We start from the raw sequence: 15,182 nt of genomic DNA, 5'->3' as shown, positions 1-15,182 counted from the left end.
GAAGGGTGAACTACATGTCGAGTCATCATTGACCAGACATGTAGTTCACCCTTCTTCTTTACTCAATAATTGGCAAAAACATCTTCCATCATATAGGCGTGCGTACCCAGCCATTTGGCGGTTCCTTCCAGTTGGGTAAGCTCAATGGTCATGTCATTCCGGAAATCGCTCAAACAGTACTTGCTGATCGCTTGCTCAATGGTATTTAAAATGAATGCCGCGGCTTTCGCCAACACGCCATCCACAATAATGATCTCAGGGTTGAACAGGCTAATGGCAATGGCCAGTCCTTTGCCCAGTTGAAAGCCGGTTTCATGCAACACATCAATGGCGTAGGAATCGCCGTGATGCGCTGCGTTGATGATTTCGTCGATGTCGATTTGATCGACCTGGTCCCGGAATGAAGCCATTTTAGAGACCTGCCCCGCCAAAATATCCCGTTGTACCCGCTTAACCAGCGCCGACGCCGAGGTGATGGTATTCAGGCACCCGATTTTACCACAGTAGCAAAGCTCACCTTCCGGATCAACCTGAATATGACCCAGTTCACCGGCAAAGCCACTGGCTCCCTGAAATACCTCGCCGTTTACAACGATACCTAGTCCTACACCCCAGTCAATGTTAATAGCCAGGACCTGCTTTTTGCCTTGAGCACCCCCAAACCGGCTTTCACCCAGTACGGTTGCTTTGGTATCGTTAATCAGGTAAACAGGTTTATTAAGCAATTCTGATAGCCCATGCGTCAATGATTCGCCTGTTTGCTGGAGATTCATATAGGTTAAATTCACACCCCGGCGCGCATCGATCAGGCCGGGCATAGAAACACCCACCGCAATAACATCATCGGGCTTAATACCCGAATCGGCCAGTGCACTGGTGAAGTAATGGGCTAATGAGGATAGAAAGGTTGGATTATCCTGAAGCCGTAAATCATAATCACCTCGAAAAATAATTTTTCGGTAAATGTTCATGAACAGGATTTTCGTGTCGTGCGTACTGACATCCAACACTGCCACATAGTTCTGTTGTGTATTCAGGCTAAACAGAACGGGTCGGCGTCCGTTGCTGCCGGTGGCTGTTCCGATAGGCGTTACCCATTGGCTATCAATAAGTTCTTCGACCAGGCTCGTTACGGATGGCACACTGCTGTGCAACATCTTGGTGAGGTGAGCAAGGGTACAGGTTCCTTCTGTATACAAGTGTGCCAGTACCTTTCGCTGTTTTTGATTCTTTTTATAATCGACGACTGACTGCTGACTGGTAACTTCTTCATCCAGGATGTATGGTGTATTCATGGTAACGAATAATGGGAAAATTGCCGCGGGAGGGAGTTTGGAGTGGTGGTATAACTTTTTAGTTCTAAAGCAATACCCATGCCTGAACTACTTACGCCTTTAACTGACATAATTTTAAAAACTAGGCTATAGTTCAATAGCTTCCGGATGATAATTAGCCTATATTATAAAAAAAATTACTTCGTTGCCACTGGTTTTATTTTCCAGTGAAGATCTTGTCTGTGGCCAAACAAATTTCCCCCGGTAAAGCATTCTATACGGGTTTACTTAAACTGGTTGCGCGGTTATGTATTAAGGAATTAATTTAGGACCGCATAACCAATTTACTCAGACCGTAAACTCTTCACCGGATTCATCAGGGCCGCTTTGACACTCTGGAAACTCACCGTGAGCAGGGCTATACCCACCGCCAGCAAACCCGCCAGCAGGAACATCCACCACTCAATGTCAATTTTATAGGCGAAGTCCTCCAGCCACTGGCCCATTGCGTACCAGGCAATAGGCGAAGCAATAACAATAGAAATAAGAACCAGTTTTAGAAAGTCTTTTGATAGCAAACCAATGATGCTGCCAACCGAAGCACCCAACACCTTTCGAACGCCGATTTCTTTGGTACGCTGTTCTGCCATAAAAGCCGCCAAACCAAAGAGACCCAGACAGGCAATCAGGATGGCCAGGGCCGCAAATGTGAGCGCAATGGTGCCAACGCGCTGTTCCGCCCGATACATTTCGTCGAAACTGTCGTCCATGAACTGGTAGCTAAATGGCTGATCGGGAGCAAGTTGTTTCCACCTGGCTTCGACTTCCTTCATGAGTGTCGGCAGATTCGTACTACTGAGCCGGAAAGAAGCGGCTCCCGAATTGGCATCAAGCACCAGCGACAAGGCTCCAATATTGCGCCGGAGCGACTCGAAATGGAAATTTTTGACAATGCCGATGATCGTATACGTTTTTTGGGTTTTACCCTGTGGATCATCAAAACGCCATACCCGTTTACCGATAGGATCTTTGAATCCTAACACTTTCACAGCGGCTTCATTGAGAATAATTCCCGACGAGTCGGCTCCGAATGCCCGTGAAAAATCGCGTCCCTGAACGAGCTGCATAGCCAATGTTTTTATGTAGTCGTAGTCAACACCCCAGGTTTGCATATTAACGCCTTTGTTCCGGCTCGACTCACCTTCGGCGAAGAATGCCATATCGTTGCGATTAGAGGGCGTTGGTAGGAAACCTGAAATGCTCCCGCTCACAACACCCGGCAAGCGCATTACTTCCTGCTTGAATGTTTCGGCTTGCTTACCCAACGAATAGACGCCATTGACGGTCAATAGTTGATCGCGTTTGAACCCCACGTTTTTTGTCTGGATGTAGGTGATCTGCCGATACACGATAATCGTTCCTACAATAAGGACTACCGACATCATGAACTGAAAGACCACCAGCCCGCTTCGCAAGTCAGCACTTTTAAAACTTCTATTTATATTCCGGAATGCCGTACCCCCTTTGAGCACCTTTATGGGCTGAAAAGAAGAGAGGAAAAAGGCAGGATAGCTGCCCGCCAACAGACCAACAACGATGGGCAGCGCAATCAGTAGGGGCAGATAATAGGGAGATACAAGTTGAACGATGCTCATCTGTTTCCCGGCAATGGTATTGAAGCTTGGTAAGGCTAGAACGACCATGCCACAGGCCAGTATCATCGCCAACAGGGTGGTTAGTACCGATTCGGTCATGAACTGGCCAATAAGTTGCTGGCGTTCAGAACCCATTACTTTCCGCACGCCGACTTCCTTCGCACGGTTCGCCGAGCGGGCAGTGGCCAGATTCATGAAGTTAATGCAGGCAATGAGCAGAATGAACAGCGCTACCGCCGAGAAAATATAGACGTATTGAATATCGCCGTTGGGTGCCAGCTCGACCTGCTGTTTTGAATGCAGATGGATATCCGTCAGTGGAAGTAGCCAGAACTTCACTTGATTCCCTGCTTTCTGAAACTGCTCCATGCTTGTCCCAAGCACCTGCATTGCCTGCGGTCCAACATATTTTTTAAGGATGGTGTCGAAGTTTTTGGCGAAAACGGCTGGGTCAGTTGGAGCGCCAGCTTGTCCAGGTTTGAGTAAAATATACGTATGGTGGTTAATACTAAGCCATTGCCCCCAGGGATAATCATCGTTGCGCATGCTCAGAAAGAAGTCACTGTGGAAGTGTGAATTCTGAGGCATATCGCGCATCACCCCCGATACCTTGAAGATCTTAGTATTCTCAAATACCATCGGCTGTCCGATTGGGTTCTGATTACCAAAGTGGCGCTTAGCCGCCGATTCGCTGATGACTACCGAATTGGGTTCGGCCAATGCCCGTTTGGGATCACCCGACACGAACGGCAGGGTGAAAACGTCGAAGAGCGTCGAGTCCGCAAAGGTGATGTTGGCTTCCCGAAGGTTTGTGGTTTCACCCGCCCGCTTTACCAGCCAGGTTCCGCGCTGGTGCAAGCGCACAAATTGCTCTACCTGTGGATAATCTTTTTTGAGGGTTGGCCCCAGTGGGTCGGGAGCGGCAGCAAAGTGCATGTCGTTTCCCCCGAACTTGATGTCAGACTGAACGCGGTAGATGCGATCGGCTTTGGCGTTGTATCGATCGAAGCTCAACTCATCCAGTACGTAGAGCATAATGAGCATACAACAGGCCAAGCCAACGGCCAGACCAAAAATGTTGATAATTGTAAAGCCCTGCTGCTTGCGGAGCGTCCGCCAGGCAATTTTGAGGTAGTTGGTAAGCATAGCTAGATTGGTTGGACTAGGGTATTCATTGGGTCGACGTCTGTAGAAGAATGGCGTCAGGCAAGACAATACTGACCTGACATACGCGCGCTGGGCTCTGACTAGGCCAACTTGGGGGACCTGTCTATGAAAAGCTTCGTGTAAGTCCCCCTGCACGTACTCCAGCAAGTGCGGAGCGACAAACCACGTCAGCAGGCGATCAGCCCAGCGGGGCGGTTCAACTTGATTAGGTGAACCGACTGCGTCTGAAGACTCGGTTGGATTCGGTTGCTTACTCATAGCGTACAAAGGCAGGTTCACTCATATACCCAGCAACTGGAATTTTCTCTCGGGAATGGCCTGCCAGAGTTGCTGACGCATCTGTTGGATTTCCAGCAACACGCGGCCCCCGCTGGCTGTTACGGCAAACAGGCGTTTACGCCGTCCTCCACGTTCGGTAGTCGCTCCACCCAGGGAGGACGATAGAAACCCCTTTTCTTCGAGTCGATACAGAGTCGTATGTATGGCACTAATGGTGAAATTTCGTCCTGTCAGGCGTTGGAGCTCATCCATAACCGGTACCCCATAGACATCCTCTGTACTAGCAGCCACGACCAGCAACACCAGCTCTTCCAGTTCGCCCAGAATAGTCTTTTTCATGAATACGCAGGCAGATTGATTAGATACAATATGGTAAATCAAATAAGGTGCCAGAACCGAAAAAGTGCCTTTTGCGTATATAGAGCCCGATAGAGAAGAGCACTCCTGTCCAGAAACGGACGCTTTAATGTCCAATCATGGACATTGATATGCGGATTAGTTTACTACCTAAATGCTGCGAAGAATCCACGTCGAGACACCAACAACGGCTGGATGAGATCCACTCACCGATTTTATATCGAATCTGTCATCGTCGCCAGCTCAGGCGTTTTCATATTCACTGGTCTGCTGATGACCAAACAGAAAACGCTTCCGATTAATGTTCCGCAAATTGTAGTATAGCGCCTTTGTTTTTTGTTGCCTTTGCGTGGATTGGCTTATTGCGGAAATTATTGGCCAAAAGGACTGAATGTTACGGCTAACCGGTACGCCTGATCAGGCTGGCTTATATTTGTGAAGTAACGTCTAGTCGTTGATGCTGGTTAACCGCCAACTGATTGCCGGGATTGACAGCCAGATGTATGAAAAGACGAAATAGATCGCAGATTATCCTTTCAATTCGATCACCTGACCGTCCTGGCAGCGAAGCACCCGGGCGGGATATTTATGCAGGAGATCATAATTATGGGTGGCCATCAGAACGGCCGTACCAGCATTGTTGATGGCTTGAAATACCTTCATGATCTGGTCGGCAACGGTTGGGTCCAGGTTGCCGGTTGGCTCATCCGCGATGAGGATTTGCGGTTCGTTGAGCATCGCGCGGGCTACGACAACCCGCTGCTGTTCACCACCCGAGAGTTGATGGGGCATTTTTTTCTGGGCCGTTCCCAAACCCACCTGCATCAGTACATCGGCAATGCGATTGTTCATGTCCGTTTTGTTGCTCCAGCCGGTTGCTTTGAGCACAAACTTCAAATTATCTTCGACGGAGCGGTCGAAAAACAACTGGAAATCCTGAAAGACGATGCCTATTTTCCGACGCAGTTGAGGGATATCCTTGGGCTTCAGCGCATCGAGCGAATAGCCCGCGACAAGCCCTTTCCCATTTTGAAGCCAAAGGTCAGCGTACAGTGTTTTCAGGAGCGACGTTTTCCCACTGCCCGTTCGGCCGATAAGATAGGCAAAATCGCCCTTGTTGATTTGAAAGGATACGTCGCCCAAGACCAACTTCTTTCCCTGGTAGATGTCGGCATGGTCGAGCGTAAGAACGGGTTCGGTAGAAAACATAAGTACGTTTTAGGTTCAAGATTTACAGTTCACGGTTTGTGGTTTACGGTTGGCTGACCGCACCGGCGGACCGGCGTCAACATGCTCCTGCGTCAGCCAACCGTGAACTGTAAACCGTAAACTATTTTACGGGTAGATTCGCTTTCTCATGGTCAGCCAGGAATTTAGCCAGACCGCTGTCGGTAAGTGGGTGGCTGAGCAACATTTTCATAACGCTCAATGGAGCCGTCATGATGTCGGCGCCAATCTCAGCACATTGAATAACGTGCATCGGGTGACGTACAGAAGCTGCCAGCACTTCGGTTGTGTAGCCGTAGTTGGTGAAAATGGTCACGATCTGCTCGATCAAGGCCATACCATCGGTTGAAATATCATCTAACCGGCCAACGAAAGGAGACACATACGTAGCGCCTGCTTTAGCTGCCAACAATGCTTGACCCGCCGAAAAAATCAGGGTACAGTTGGTCCGGATGCCTTTTTCAGAAAAATATTTGATTGCCTTGATGCTGTCGCCACTCATCGGCACTTTTACCACGATATTTTCGTCGATATCTGCCAATTCTTCGCCTTCTTTGATCATCTCGTCGTAGGTGACGGAGATAACCTCAGCGCTAACATCGCTCTGTACGATTTCGCAGATTTGCTTGTAATGGCGCATTACGTTGTCTTTGCCCGTAATGCCTTCTTTCGCCATCAGTGAGGGATTGGTGGTAACCCCGTCGAGAATCCCCATGTCCTGGGCTTCGCGAATGTCAGCCAGATTGGCTGTGTCAATGAAAAATTTCATGGTTAAACAATTAAACAGTTAAACAGTCGAGTCATTAGTCAGTAAGGAGTTGATAGCCAGATAAAACCGACTGCCTGAACGACCCTTCTAACTAATTACATGCGTCCCGTCCTGGATTTTGCAGACGTGAAGGTACGTATCTTTCCCCGTTCGGGCTTTATATTGTTTGGTAATCAGCTTTCGGAAATCGTCCAATACGTCTTCCTGCACCAGATTGATCGTGCAGCCGCCGAAGCCACCGCCCATCATCCGGGCTCCCAGTACCCCCGGTTGCTGTCGGGCAATATCCACCAGTATATCCAACTCAGGGCAACTCACTTCATACCAGTGGCTTAGGCCTTCGTGCGAGCCGTACATCAGTTGGCCAAACGTAGCAATATCATTGGCTTCAAGAGCCTCTACCCCGTCGAGTAAACGCTGATTTTCCTGGACAACGTACGCACATCGCCGGTAGATCAATGGCTCTGCATCTCGCAAATGCTGGTCGAGCATCGGCATGGTCACATCGCGCAAACTTCTGATTTCGGGGTAAAACGTTTGCAGGAATCGAACTCCGGCTTCGCATTGTGCCCGGCGCGTATTGTACTCCGACGTCACCAGCGAGTGCTTCACCTGCGAGTCGCAGAGAACAACGCTTATGCCATCCATGCGTAAGGGTGCATACGTATAATCGAGGGACCGGCAATCAAGTTTGATCACGTGATTAGCTTTGCCCATCATGCTGGCAAACATGTCCATGATCCCCACTTTGGCACCCACAAACTCGTTTTCAGCCCGTTGCGAAAGCTTCACCATATCAACCCGTTGAATGCCTAACTGAAAGAGTTCATTCAGGGCGAAACCTACTCCATTTTCGAGGGCTGCTGACGACGAGAGTCCGGATCCCATGGGAATTGTGCCACCAAACACACAGTTGATACCGCCTAACCCATGACCCGCCAGTCGGAACTGCGCCACCACACCCAGCAGATAATCGGCCCAGGTATGGGTTGGTATCAAACTCGTTAAGGAACCCTGATAGGTTTTATCGAGGTCATGTGCAACGAAGTGGAGCTCATTATCAGGACGTTGGCTTACGGCCAGATAGATAGCCTTATCAATGGCCGCCGGGAGCACAAAGCCTTCGTTATAATCGGTATGTTCGCCAATGAGATTAACGCGGCCGGGGGAGCAAACCAGAGTCGGCTCAGCGTTGAAAGTTTGTCGAAAGGAGTGGGTAAGCTGATCGAGTAGGTCCATGTTGGGTTTGGGAAATTTAGCGGTTGACTACAGCTAAACGCATAACCCGCTAAACAGCGCAACCGTCCCGAAAAACGATAGAGACTGGACGGAAACAAAAAATGGCAAACCAATGTCTCACCGCTACGACCACCTACCCTTGCTTCGGTCAAGACCTGGGGGATTCAGCAGGAGCTGGTAGCACCGATTTGCCGATGCAAAGTTAAGTAAATGTTAGCCAAACGACCAAATTTCGCCCGTACCTTTACGGTCAAATCTAGTTAGTATGAAGCGTTCAGTAGGAGTAATTTTAGGTATCGTATTCAGTATCAGTGCGTGTAGCTCGTCGGATAAAAACGTTGAACAGGGCCGGATTTATTTAAAAGAAGGCAAATTCAGAGAGGCTGTGCAAGTGCTGAATGAGGCAATTGAGTCAGATGCGTCCAATGTAGAAGCCTTTAACTCGCGGGGCGTCGCTTATTTTGAGTTGAAGGAATATGCAAATGCCGCCCTTGACTATGACCAGGCGATTAAATTAAAGCCCGATTTTTACCGCCCTTATTATAATCGGGGGCTGCTGAAGGTCGCGCAAAATGACCAAACGGGGGCCTTGAAAGATTATTCGGATGCCATTCGGTTGGTGCCCGATACGAGCCGGAACATCGCTGCCGAACTGTTCCTGAACCGGGGGCAGTTGTTTGCTACGCAAGGACAGATTCAACCAGCTCTCACCGATTTCTCAAAAGCCATTTCCTTGAACCCAAACAATGCCCTGGCGCTGTATAACCGGGGTAATTTGCGGTTTACGGAAAAAGACCTGCCGGGCGCTATTGCCGACTTTCAGAAGGCCATTCAGTCAGACCCGAAATTCGGGAAGGCATTTTATGGATTGGGTATCGCGCAAATGATAAATAACGAGCGCGAGGCTGGTTGCCTGAGCCTCAAGCAAGCGCAAAACCTGGGTTATGCCGACGCTGCTAATGCTGTCGCTGAATATTGTCAGTAAAAGTGTATAAGCCGGTAAGGCATATTCAGTTGGCAACGTTTAAAGTAAAATGTCTGTTTTGGACGCTTTGCTTACGGCTTTCACGACGTATACATTTTAGACGTACATTCTATGAGAAAGACAGTTTCAATCATTTTTGGCTTGTTATTTATTCTGTTTGCCGCCGTTCAATACAACGATCCTGACCCGGAAGTCTGGGTACCTATTTATGGGTTGGCGGCTATTGCCTGTTTCATGGCCTATGCGGGTTTAGGCAAATGGTGGTTTTTTGTTGGCATGGCCGTTATGTACGTCGTTGCCGCTGTTTACCAATGGCCACCTGTTTTTGAGGGTTTTTTATTCAGTGAAGTAGGCATGCGGAGTATGAATATTGAAATGGCCCGCGAAGCCGGTGGATTGGCTATTTGCGCGGTTATCATGGGCGTATTGGCCGTGCTTGTTCGTCAACCCATACGCCGATGAAACTCATTGAATGTCCGCGTGATGCCATGCAGGGGCTGGCCCATTTTGTGCCAACGGATCTTAAAATCCAGTACCTGAATGCGTTGCTTCAAGTGGGTTTCGACACCCTGGACTTTGGTAGTTTTGTGTCTCCCAAAGCCATACCGCAAATGCGTGACACGACCGACGTACTGGCTGGTTTGGATTTATCGGGTACGAAAACTAAGCTGTTGGCCATTGTGGCAAACGTTCGGGGGGCAGAGCAGGCGGTGGCGCATAAACCGATCAATTATGTTGGCTTTCCACTGTCGGTATCCGAAACGTTTCAGCAGCGGAATACCAACAAGTCTATTGCCCAGGCCTTTACTGAGGTAACGGCCATTCAGTCGTTGTGCGATCAACAGGGAAAAGACTTGGTCGTTTATTTGTCGATGGGATTCGGCAATCCTTACGGGGATGCCTATAGCCCTGATCTCGTTGGTGACTTTACGGCTCAACTGATCCAGACAGGCGTTCGAATCATTGCTCCTTCCGATACGGTTGGTTCCTCTACGCCCGAGGCCATCGAATACTTATTTACGCACTTGGTCCAACAATTTCCGGAAATTGAATTTGGGGCACATCTGCACGCCAGGCCCGGCGAAGGCCCCGCGAAAGTGCAGGCAGCTATGCGGGCGGGCGTTCAGCGTATAGATGGTGCCTTACGCGGTTTCGGCGGGTGCCCTATGGCGGCTGACACCCTCACCGGTAATTTGCCCACGGAAGAAATCGTCCAGATACTGACGCAGCAGGGCATCAAACTCGCCATCAATCAGGAAGCCTTTCAAAAAGCTCTTACGCTGTCGGCAGGGGTGTTTTGACGTACGCCATTTCACATAAACATAACCTGAATCTCCTCCTTAACGGCTTTGAGTGCATCGGACGTAGGTTGCTTATCCTTTTGAATAATCCGCTCGAAGATCCGCTTGGAAAGTTCAAGCGCCGGGGCATCGGGACGCGTGTCGCCCGAGGCCTGATTGACGAGAATCATCACGTCGTTCATAGCGGCCTGAATCTGATCCCAGGTAGCCTGGCTCATGTATACTTGCTGAGACAGGTTATGGTTGTATTCATCTCGGATCTCCTGGAGCAATCGCTGCTGGAACTCCAGCACCGTGGTTGAACTGCCGCTAAGCCGCAGCAATAAATTATTCGGGCTGATTCGCTCTAAAAACAGCACCATCCGTTCGTAAGCTTGCAGGCGTATGGGCACAACGGTGTCTGTATACCGATTTTTAACATCGAACTTATGACGGTCGGCTTCTCGCTCCAGCAACAGTTTCACGGTCAGATACATGCCGTAAAGGACTAAGCCAGCCGGCACAATTAACTTTAGGAAATCACTCAATAGGTCCATAAAAGGGAAACATTGTTTAGCGGAAAACGGTAATTTTACGTTAACCTGTTCTCATTTGCCAACTAATTTGTCGATAACAGGCTCCTGTTTACTTACACACGACATGCTTGATAATCCTGTTCTTGTCAAACCCGAAGCGCGTCAGCAAATTCTGGACACGTTGCAGGCGAATAAAATTCCTGGTGACTATGGCTTGCGGGTCGGCGTTCGGGGGGGCGGTTGTGGCTCGTCCTGGCTATTAGGCTTCGACCTACCGGGCCCCTCCGACGAAGTGTATAACGTGGAAGGTGTGCAGGTCATTATTGATCGCAAACATTTACTCTATGTACTGGGGGCAGAAATTGGCTATGAGCCAGGTGGTTTTACCGTAGAAAAAGCTTGACTATTAGTTGTTTATGTAATTTGGTTAACCATATCGATTCATTGTTTATTTCATAGTCGCCTACAAATAGCTATTTTCAGAAAATTTGGCACGATTTTAGGGATGTTCTAGAACAAGCCAATACTTACGTTTTGTGAAACGCATTGAAGAACACGTTTTTTTGCTCTTAGCTTTCCTGGCTGCAGCGCTGTCTATCTTATGCTTCTTCGTACTGGAGCAAAATGCGCCGGGGGCTACAGATGAGCAATATGTGAGTGCTGTTCAACAACGGGTAAAAGAAGAGCTATTGATTAGCACGACCGAACTGGACAGTGTGACGGCTCTGTTGAAACGTAAGAAAACGCCTACTTTCTCCGATTTAAGCATCGCGACGAGGTATCCTTATTACGTGTTTCGGAATAAGCAGATTGTCTTCTGGTCTGACCACCGGTTTATTCCCGATTTTGCCCGGCTGGCCTCCGTAACAGCGCCTAAACTGGTTGATTTCGACAGGAAACGATATATTGTCAGTCATAAGCGGGTCGCGAATGGGGGAGAGGAAATAGATGTCTTCTCGCTGATTAACATTTATCGTTATTACCACAGTAATAATACCTACCTACAATCCGGTTATAATCCAGATCTGTTTTCGCTTGACCCTATTGCCCTGTCGAACCAGCGCTTAAACACGTTTCAAGCGATTTATGATAATGCATCGGCCTTTCTTTTCGCCGTAGTGCCCCCCAGGGTCGATGCCTACCGTAACCATTCTACGCCCGTCAATACGGTTATTATGGCCACATTGGCCGTGATTTTTCTGGGGCTGTATGTTATTCAGCTAATGATCCGGTTGAATCGGAAGCGGAACTACGAACTGGCATTCATGTGGATAGCGGCTTATTTACTTCTGCTGCGGGCGGTCATGCTTTATTTTGGCGTACCGTTTTTATTTTATGAATCAGACCTGTTCAACCCTAAGTTTTATGCTTCCTCGATCCTGGTCCCTTCATTGGGCGATTTACTGTTAAACGCATTGGTGGTGGCTGCACTGGCTTTCTATGTTGTTCGCCATTACTATCGCATGCGTAGTTATGCGTTTTTGCTACACCTGCCCCTCTGGCTGCAACTCCTTATTTCGGTCGGTTGTGTGATGGCCAGTTATGCAGTCTTTACGCTTTGTTACGTTGAACTGAACAACATTTACGAGAAGTCGCAGTTCACGCTGGACATTACCCTGAACATTCGATTCTCCTTTCTGAAAGTTGTTTGTTTGCTTGTCTTTATCACCATTGCGTTCATCTACTTTTTGATCACCCATCTGCTGGCGAGTCTATTTTTACGGTACAACCGGAGCCATGTTGGTCGGGGCATCTTGCTCGTTCTGGTAGGTACCCTGCTCAGTGGGGCCATTGGTTTGGTATTGGAGTGGCCCATGAAGATGATATTTCTTCTCAATGGCGTTTACTTCCTGCTCATATTCGTTAGCGAATTGACCAAGACACTCTATTCATTCCGGTACAAAACGTCGATCTACTTTTTTTTGGCGGCTTTCGTATATGCCGTCATGACGGCATATGCCGTTTATAATCAGGAGATTAAGAAACAACTGATCCACGAGCAGGAGTTTGCTACACAACTTCTGGCTGAAAACGATGAGTTTGGTGAGTTTTTGATGAGCAAGGCGCAGGAATCAATCCAGCGGGATGCTGATATTGGCCGGGCCTTACAGACCGATACGTTATTAGTACGGGAACGTATTCAGCAACGGATCAAAAGTTTACACCTCGACAAATATTTCGATAAATACGACATTGAAGTGTTTTCGTTTCGCGCCAATGGGCGGCCACTCGATATAAGTCTGAATGCGGTTTCCTTAGCCACGTTTACCAATCGATATCGGCAGCCTGCTTATCAGACGGAGTATCCCGGCGTTTATTTTGTCAACGAAGTCAAGAATAAGTTTGTAAAACAGTATTTGTGCTTTATTTCCATCAGCCAGACAGGGCGGGAAACGCTGGTTGATCAACCCGGATTGGCAGCTAGGCAAGACACCTTGGGCTATGTCGTGCTTGATCTTCGTTTACGAAACGAGCGACCTAAAAGCGTTTACCCCGAATTGCTGGTCGATACCAAGTTTACGCAAAACCCCGATACACAGGCCTATAGCTACGCTTTCTTTAAGGGCCCTGATACGAGCGTTCATTCTTTAGGTCAAAAACTAAAGCACAAATTGCTGTATACGGGAGGTAGTTATAACTATGACCGGAAGTTCAACCTTGCCCTCTTAGATAATGCGGCTTTGTTTGAAAGTGGTTTGTCCAGCAATGGATATCAGCACATTGCCCAGCGAGGACAAAATGGCCGGATCGTTGTGGTATCGTCGGCCGAGTATCCGTTTCGAAATATATTTTCCAACTTCTCATTTTTGTATCTCCTTCTGGTTCTGTCGGTTATCGTCGTTATTCTGGGTTATGCCATTAATTATGGATTCTCTGAATTTAGCATTAACTATTCGACGCGCATTCAGATCCTGCTAAATGTCGCCTTTTTTCTGCCCCTCTTATTTGTCATTGTGATCATCGTCAATGTGATCAGTTCAAACTACATTGCGAACCAGGAAAGCACGTACATCAGCAATACACGCAACATTGCTGCTAATTTCCTGACGTATCTGGATGAGCACTTACACGCGCAAAAGCGTAGTAAAGCGTCAATGGAAGAGGAACTGAGCAAAATAGCCCGTGACGCCGATATTGACATCAACTTGTTTGATACCCAGGGACGATTATATACGTCTACGCGTCCTCTTATTTACGAGAGCGGCTACTTGTCCAAGTATATTAATCCGGAGGCTTACATTCACATTATTGAAGATAAAGAAAGTGAGCGGCTGTTGAACGAATCGCTGGGCACAAAGCAGTACCGAACGGCCTATGCAGGGATCAAGTCGTATGACGGACGCTTACTGGGCGTATTGAGTATTCCTTATTTTTATGCTCGCCCCGAACTCGACCGTCAGATTATTGAAGTAATTGCGTCGGCATTGAGCATCTTCACGGCGCTGTTTCTGTTCTTTTTGATTTTATCCTATTTTGCATCGCATGTGCTGACAAAGCCACTTCGGTTGCTGACGCAAAAGATTAGAAAAACCAATCTTGAACGCCCCAATGATCCGGTGCACTGGCAATCGGATGACGAGATTGGCCTGCTCATTCGGGAGTATAACCGGATGCTGGTCAAGCTTGAGGAAAGTAAACAGGCCTTGGCTCAAACCGAGAAACAATCGGCCTGGCGGGAAATGGCCAAGCAGGTAGCGCACGAAATCAAGAACCCACTAACGCCCATGAAACTGACACTTCAGCACTTGCAGCGGACATTTCCAGGCCCAAAGGAAGGAGCGGGAGGATCGGCTGACCCGGCCCGGCGTATTATTCTGCGAACGTTTGATTCCCTGCTCGACCAGATTGATAATCTCAGCGACATTGCCACCTCCTTTTCGGAGTTCGCGAAAATGCCCTTACCTAAACGGGAAATTTTCGAGGTAACAGGTGTTTTCAATAAAACTGCAGACCTGTATGCTGACGACAAACGCATTTCGCTCCGCCGGGAAATCACCAACGGTCCCGTTATGGCCATTGGCGACCGACAATTGATTGGTCGAATTCTGACCAATTTGCTTATTAACGCTATTCAATCAGTGCCACCGGGGCGTAAACCGGAGATTAACCTCAAACTGTACACAAATACTGACGCGGTACAAATCGAGATTCACGACAACGGAGCAGGCATACCCGAAGCGATTCGAAGTAAGGTGTTTTTGCCAAATTTCAGCACCAAACGGGGTGGATCGGGATTAGGTCTGGCTATTGCCAAGCGGGGTGTCGAACATGCCGGAGGCACCATCTGGTTTGAAACAACCGAAGACGAAGGCACATCCTTTTTCGTCTCGCTGCCGCTAGCTGGTGTTTTGGGACCCCTACTGGACGAAGCCGTTAATTATTGACCGTTTCCTTAAAAAGCGAATCACGATGG

12 protein-coding genes are annotated in these 15,182 nt (G+C 48.4%); 5 read left to right on the top strand and 7 right to left on the bottom strand.

Going from position 1 to position 15,182, the window contains the following annotated elements:
* Positions 1 to 62: 62 nt before the first annotated feature.
* From SD10_RS17085 to galK, 6 genes are all read right to left on the bottom strand, one after another.
* Entirely contained in the window at positions 63 to 1,295 is a 1,233-nt protein-coding gene (locus SD10_RS17085) for an ROK family transcriptional regulator (RefSeq protein WP_046575357.1), read from the bottom strand.
* A gap of 323 nt (positions 1,296 to 1,618) precedes the next feature.
* Positions 1,619 to 4,354, bottom strand: a complete 2,736-nt coding sequence (locus SD10_RS17080) for an ABC transporter permease (RefSeq protein WP_227698994.1) — start codon at positions 4,352 to 4,354, stop codon at positions 1,619 to 1,621.
* A 21-nt stretch (positions 4,355 to 4,375) separates the two neighbouring features.
* Positions 4,376 to 4,714 carry a PadR family transcriptional regulator gene (locus SD10_RS17075; RefSeq protein ID WP_046575353.1) on the bottom strand — a complete coding sequence of 113 codons (339 nt, stop codon included), beginning with the start codon at positions 4,712 to 4,714 and terminating at the stop codon, positions 4,376 to 4,378.
* A gap of 546 nt (positions 4,715 to 5,260) precedes the next feature.
* Positions 5,261 to 5,941, bottom strand: coding sequence for a cell division ATP-binding protein FtsE (locus tag SD10_RS17070; RefSeq protein ID WP_046575351.1), 681 nt, complete (start codon positions 5,939 to 5,941; stop codon positions 5,261 to 5,263).
* A 121-nt stretch (positions 5,942 to 6,062) separates the two neighbouring features.
* Positions 6,063 to 6,728 (bottom strand): fructose-6-phosphate aldolase, encoded by a 666-nt coding sequence (gene fsa, locus SD10_RS17065; RefSeq protein ID WP_046575350.1) that lies wholly within the window; start codon positions 6,726 to 6,728, stop codon positions 6,063 to 6,065.
* An 87-nt stretch (positions 6,729 to 6,815) separates the two neighbouring features.
* Positions 6,816 to 7,967, bottom strand: a complete 1,152-nt coding sequence (gene galK / locus SD10_RS17060; RefSeq protein WP_046575348.1) for a galactokinase — start codon at positions 7,965 to 7,967, stop codon at positions 6,816 to 6,818.
* Positions 7,968 to 8,232: 265 nt separating this feature from the next.
* Between galK and SD10_RS17055 the strand changes: the two genes are divergently transcribed.
* The 3 genes from SD10_RS17055 to SD10_RS17045 all read left to right on the top strand — a co-directional run bounded on the left by SD10_RS17055 (position 8,233) and on the right by SD10_RS17045 (position 10,253).
* The gene (locus SD10_RS17055) at positions 8,233 to 8,952 is read left to right on the top strand and encodes a tetratricopeptide repeat protein (protein ID WP_046575346.1); all 720 of its coding nucleotides are present in this window, start codon (positions 8,233 to 8,235) and stop codon (positions 8,950 to 8,952) included.
* A gap of 111 nt (positions 8,953 to 9,063) precedes the next feature.
* Positions 9,064 to 9,414, top strand: coding sequence for a transmembrane 220 family protein (locus tag SD10_RS17050; RefSeq protein ID WP_046575345.1), 351 nt, complete (start codon positions 9,064 to 9,066; stop codon positions 9,412 to 9,414).
* Positions 9,411 to 10,253, top strand: a complete 843-nt coding sequence (locus SD10_RS17045) for a hydroxymethylglutaryl-CoA lyase (RefSeq protein ID WP_046575344.1) — start codon at positions 9,411 to 9,413, stop codon at positions 10,251 to 10,253. Before SD10_RS17050 ends, SD10_RS17045 begins: the two co-directional genes overlap by 4 nt.
* 11 nt (positions 10,254 to 10,264) lie before the next feature.
* Here SD10_RS17045 and SD10_RS17040 read toward each other — a convergent pair whose 3' ends face one another.
* Entirely contained in the window at positions 10,265 to 10,789 is a 525-nt protein-coding gene (locus tag SD10_RS17040; RefSeq protein WP_046575342.1) for a DUF7935 family protein, read from the bottom strand.
* A 103-nt stretch (positions 10,790 to 10,892) separates the two neighbouring features.
* Between SD10_RS17040 and SD10_RS17035 the strand changes: the two genes are divergently transcribed.
* Positions 10,893 to 11,171: an iron-sulfur cluster assembly accessory protein gene (locus SD10_RS17035; RefSeq protein ID WP_046575340.1), complete on the top strand. Its 279-nt coding sequence runs from the start codon at positions 10,893 to 10,895 to the stop codon at positions 11,169 to 11,171.
* 133 nt (positions 11,172 to 11,304) lie between these two features.
* The gene (locus SD10_RS17030; RefSeq protein WP_046575338.1) at positions 11,305 to 15,153 is read left to right on the top strand and encodes a sensor histidine kinase; all 3,849 of its coding nucleotides are present in this window, start codon (positions 11,305 to 11,307) and stop codon (positions 15,151 to 15,153) included.
* Positions 15,154 to 15,182: the final 29 nt, after the last annotated feature.

Origin of the sequence: Spirosoma radiotolerans (assembly GCF_000974425.1) — a bacterium.
Lineage (GTDB): Bacteria > Bacteroidota > Bacteroidia > Cytophagales > Spirosomataceae > Spirosoma > Spirosoma radiotolerans.
This window is presented reverse-complemented; position numbering and strand designations above follow the sequence as displayed.

Bases quoted from the DNA above. Each gene is read 5' to 3' on its own strand.
- SD10_RS17085 (WP_046575357.1), bottom strand. From the start codon at position 1,295: ATGAATACACCATACATCCTGGATGAAGAAGTTACCAGTCAGCAGTCA.
- SD10_RS17080 (WP_227698994.1), bottom strand. From the start codon at position 4,354: ATGAGTAAGCAACCGAATCCAACCGAGTCTTCAGACGCAGTCGGTTCA.
- SD10_RS17075 (WP_046575353.1), bottom strand. From the start codon at position 4,714: ATGAAAAAGACTATTCTGGGCGAACTGGAAGAGCTGGTGTTGCTGGTC.
- SD10_RS17070 (WP_046575351.1), bottom strand. From the start codon at position 5,941: ATGTTTTCTACCGAACCCGTTCTTACGCTCGACCATGCCGACATCTAC.
- fsa (WP_046575350.1), bottom strand. From the start codon at position 6,728: ATGAAATTTTTCATTGACACAGCCAATCTGGCTGACATTCGCGAAGCC.
- galK (WP_046575348.1), bottom strand. From the start codon at position 7,967: ATGGACCTACTCGATCAGCTTACCCACTCCTTTCGACAAACTTTCAAC.
- SD10_RS17055 (WP_046575346.1), top strand. From the start codon at position 8,233: ATGAAGCGTTCAGTAGGAGTAATTTTAGGTATCGTATTCAGTATCAGT.
- SD10_RS17050 (WP_046575345.1), top strand. From the start codon at position 9,064: ATGAGAAAGACAGTTTCAATCATTTTTGGCTTGTTATTTATTCTGTTT.
- SD10_RS17045 (WP_046575344.1), top strand. From the start codon at position 9,411: ATGAAACTCATTGAATGTCCGCGTGATGCCATGCAGGGGCTGGCCCAT.
- SD10_RS17040 (WP_046575342.1), bottom strand. From the start codon at position 10,789: ATGGACCTATTGAGTGATTTCCTAAAGTTAATTGTGCCGGCTGGCTTA.
- SD10_RS17035 (WP_046575340.1), top strand. From the start codon at position 10,893: ATGCTTGATAATCCTGTTCTTGTCAAACCCGAAGCGCGTCAGCAAATT.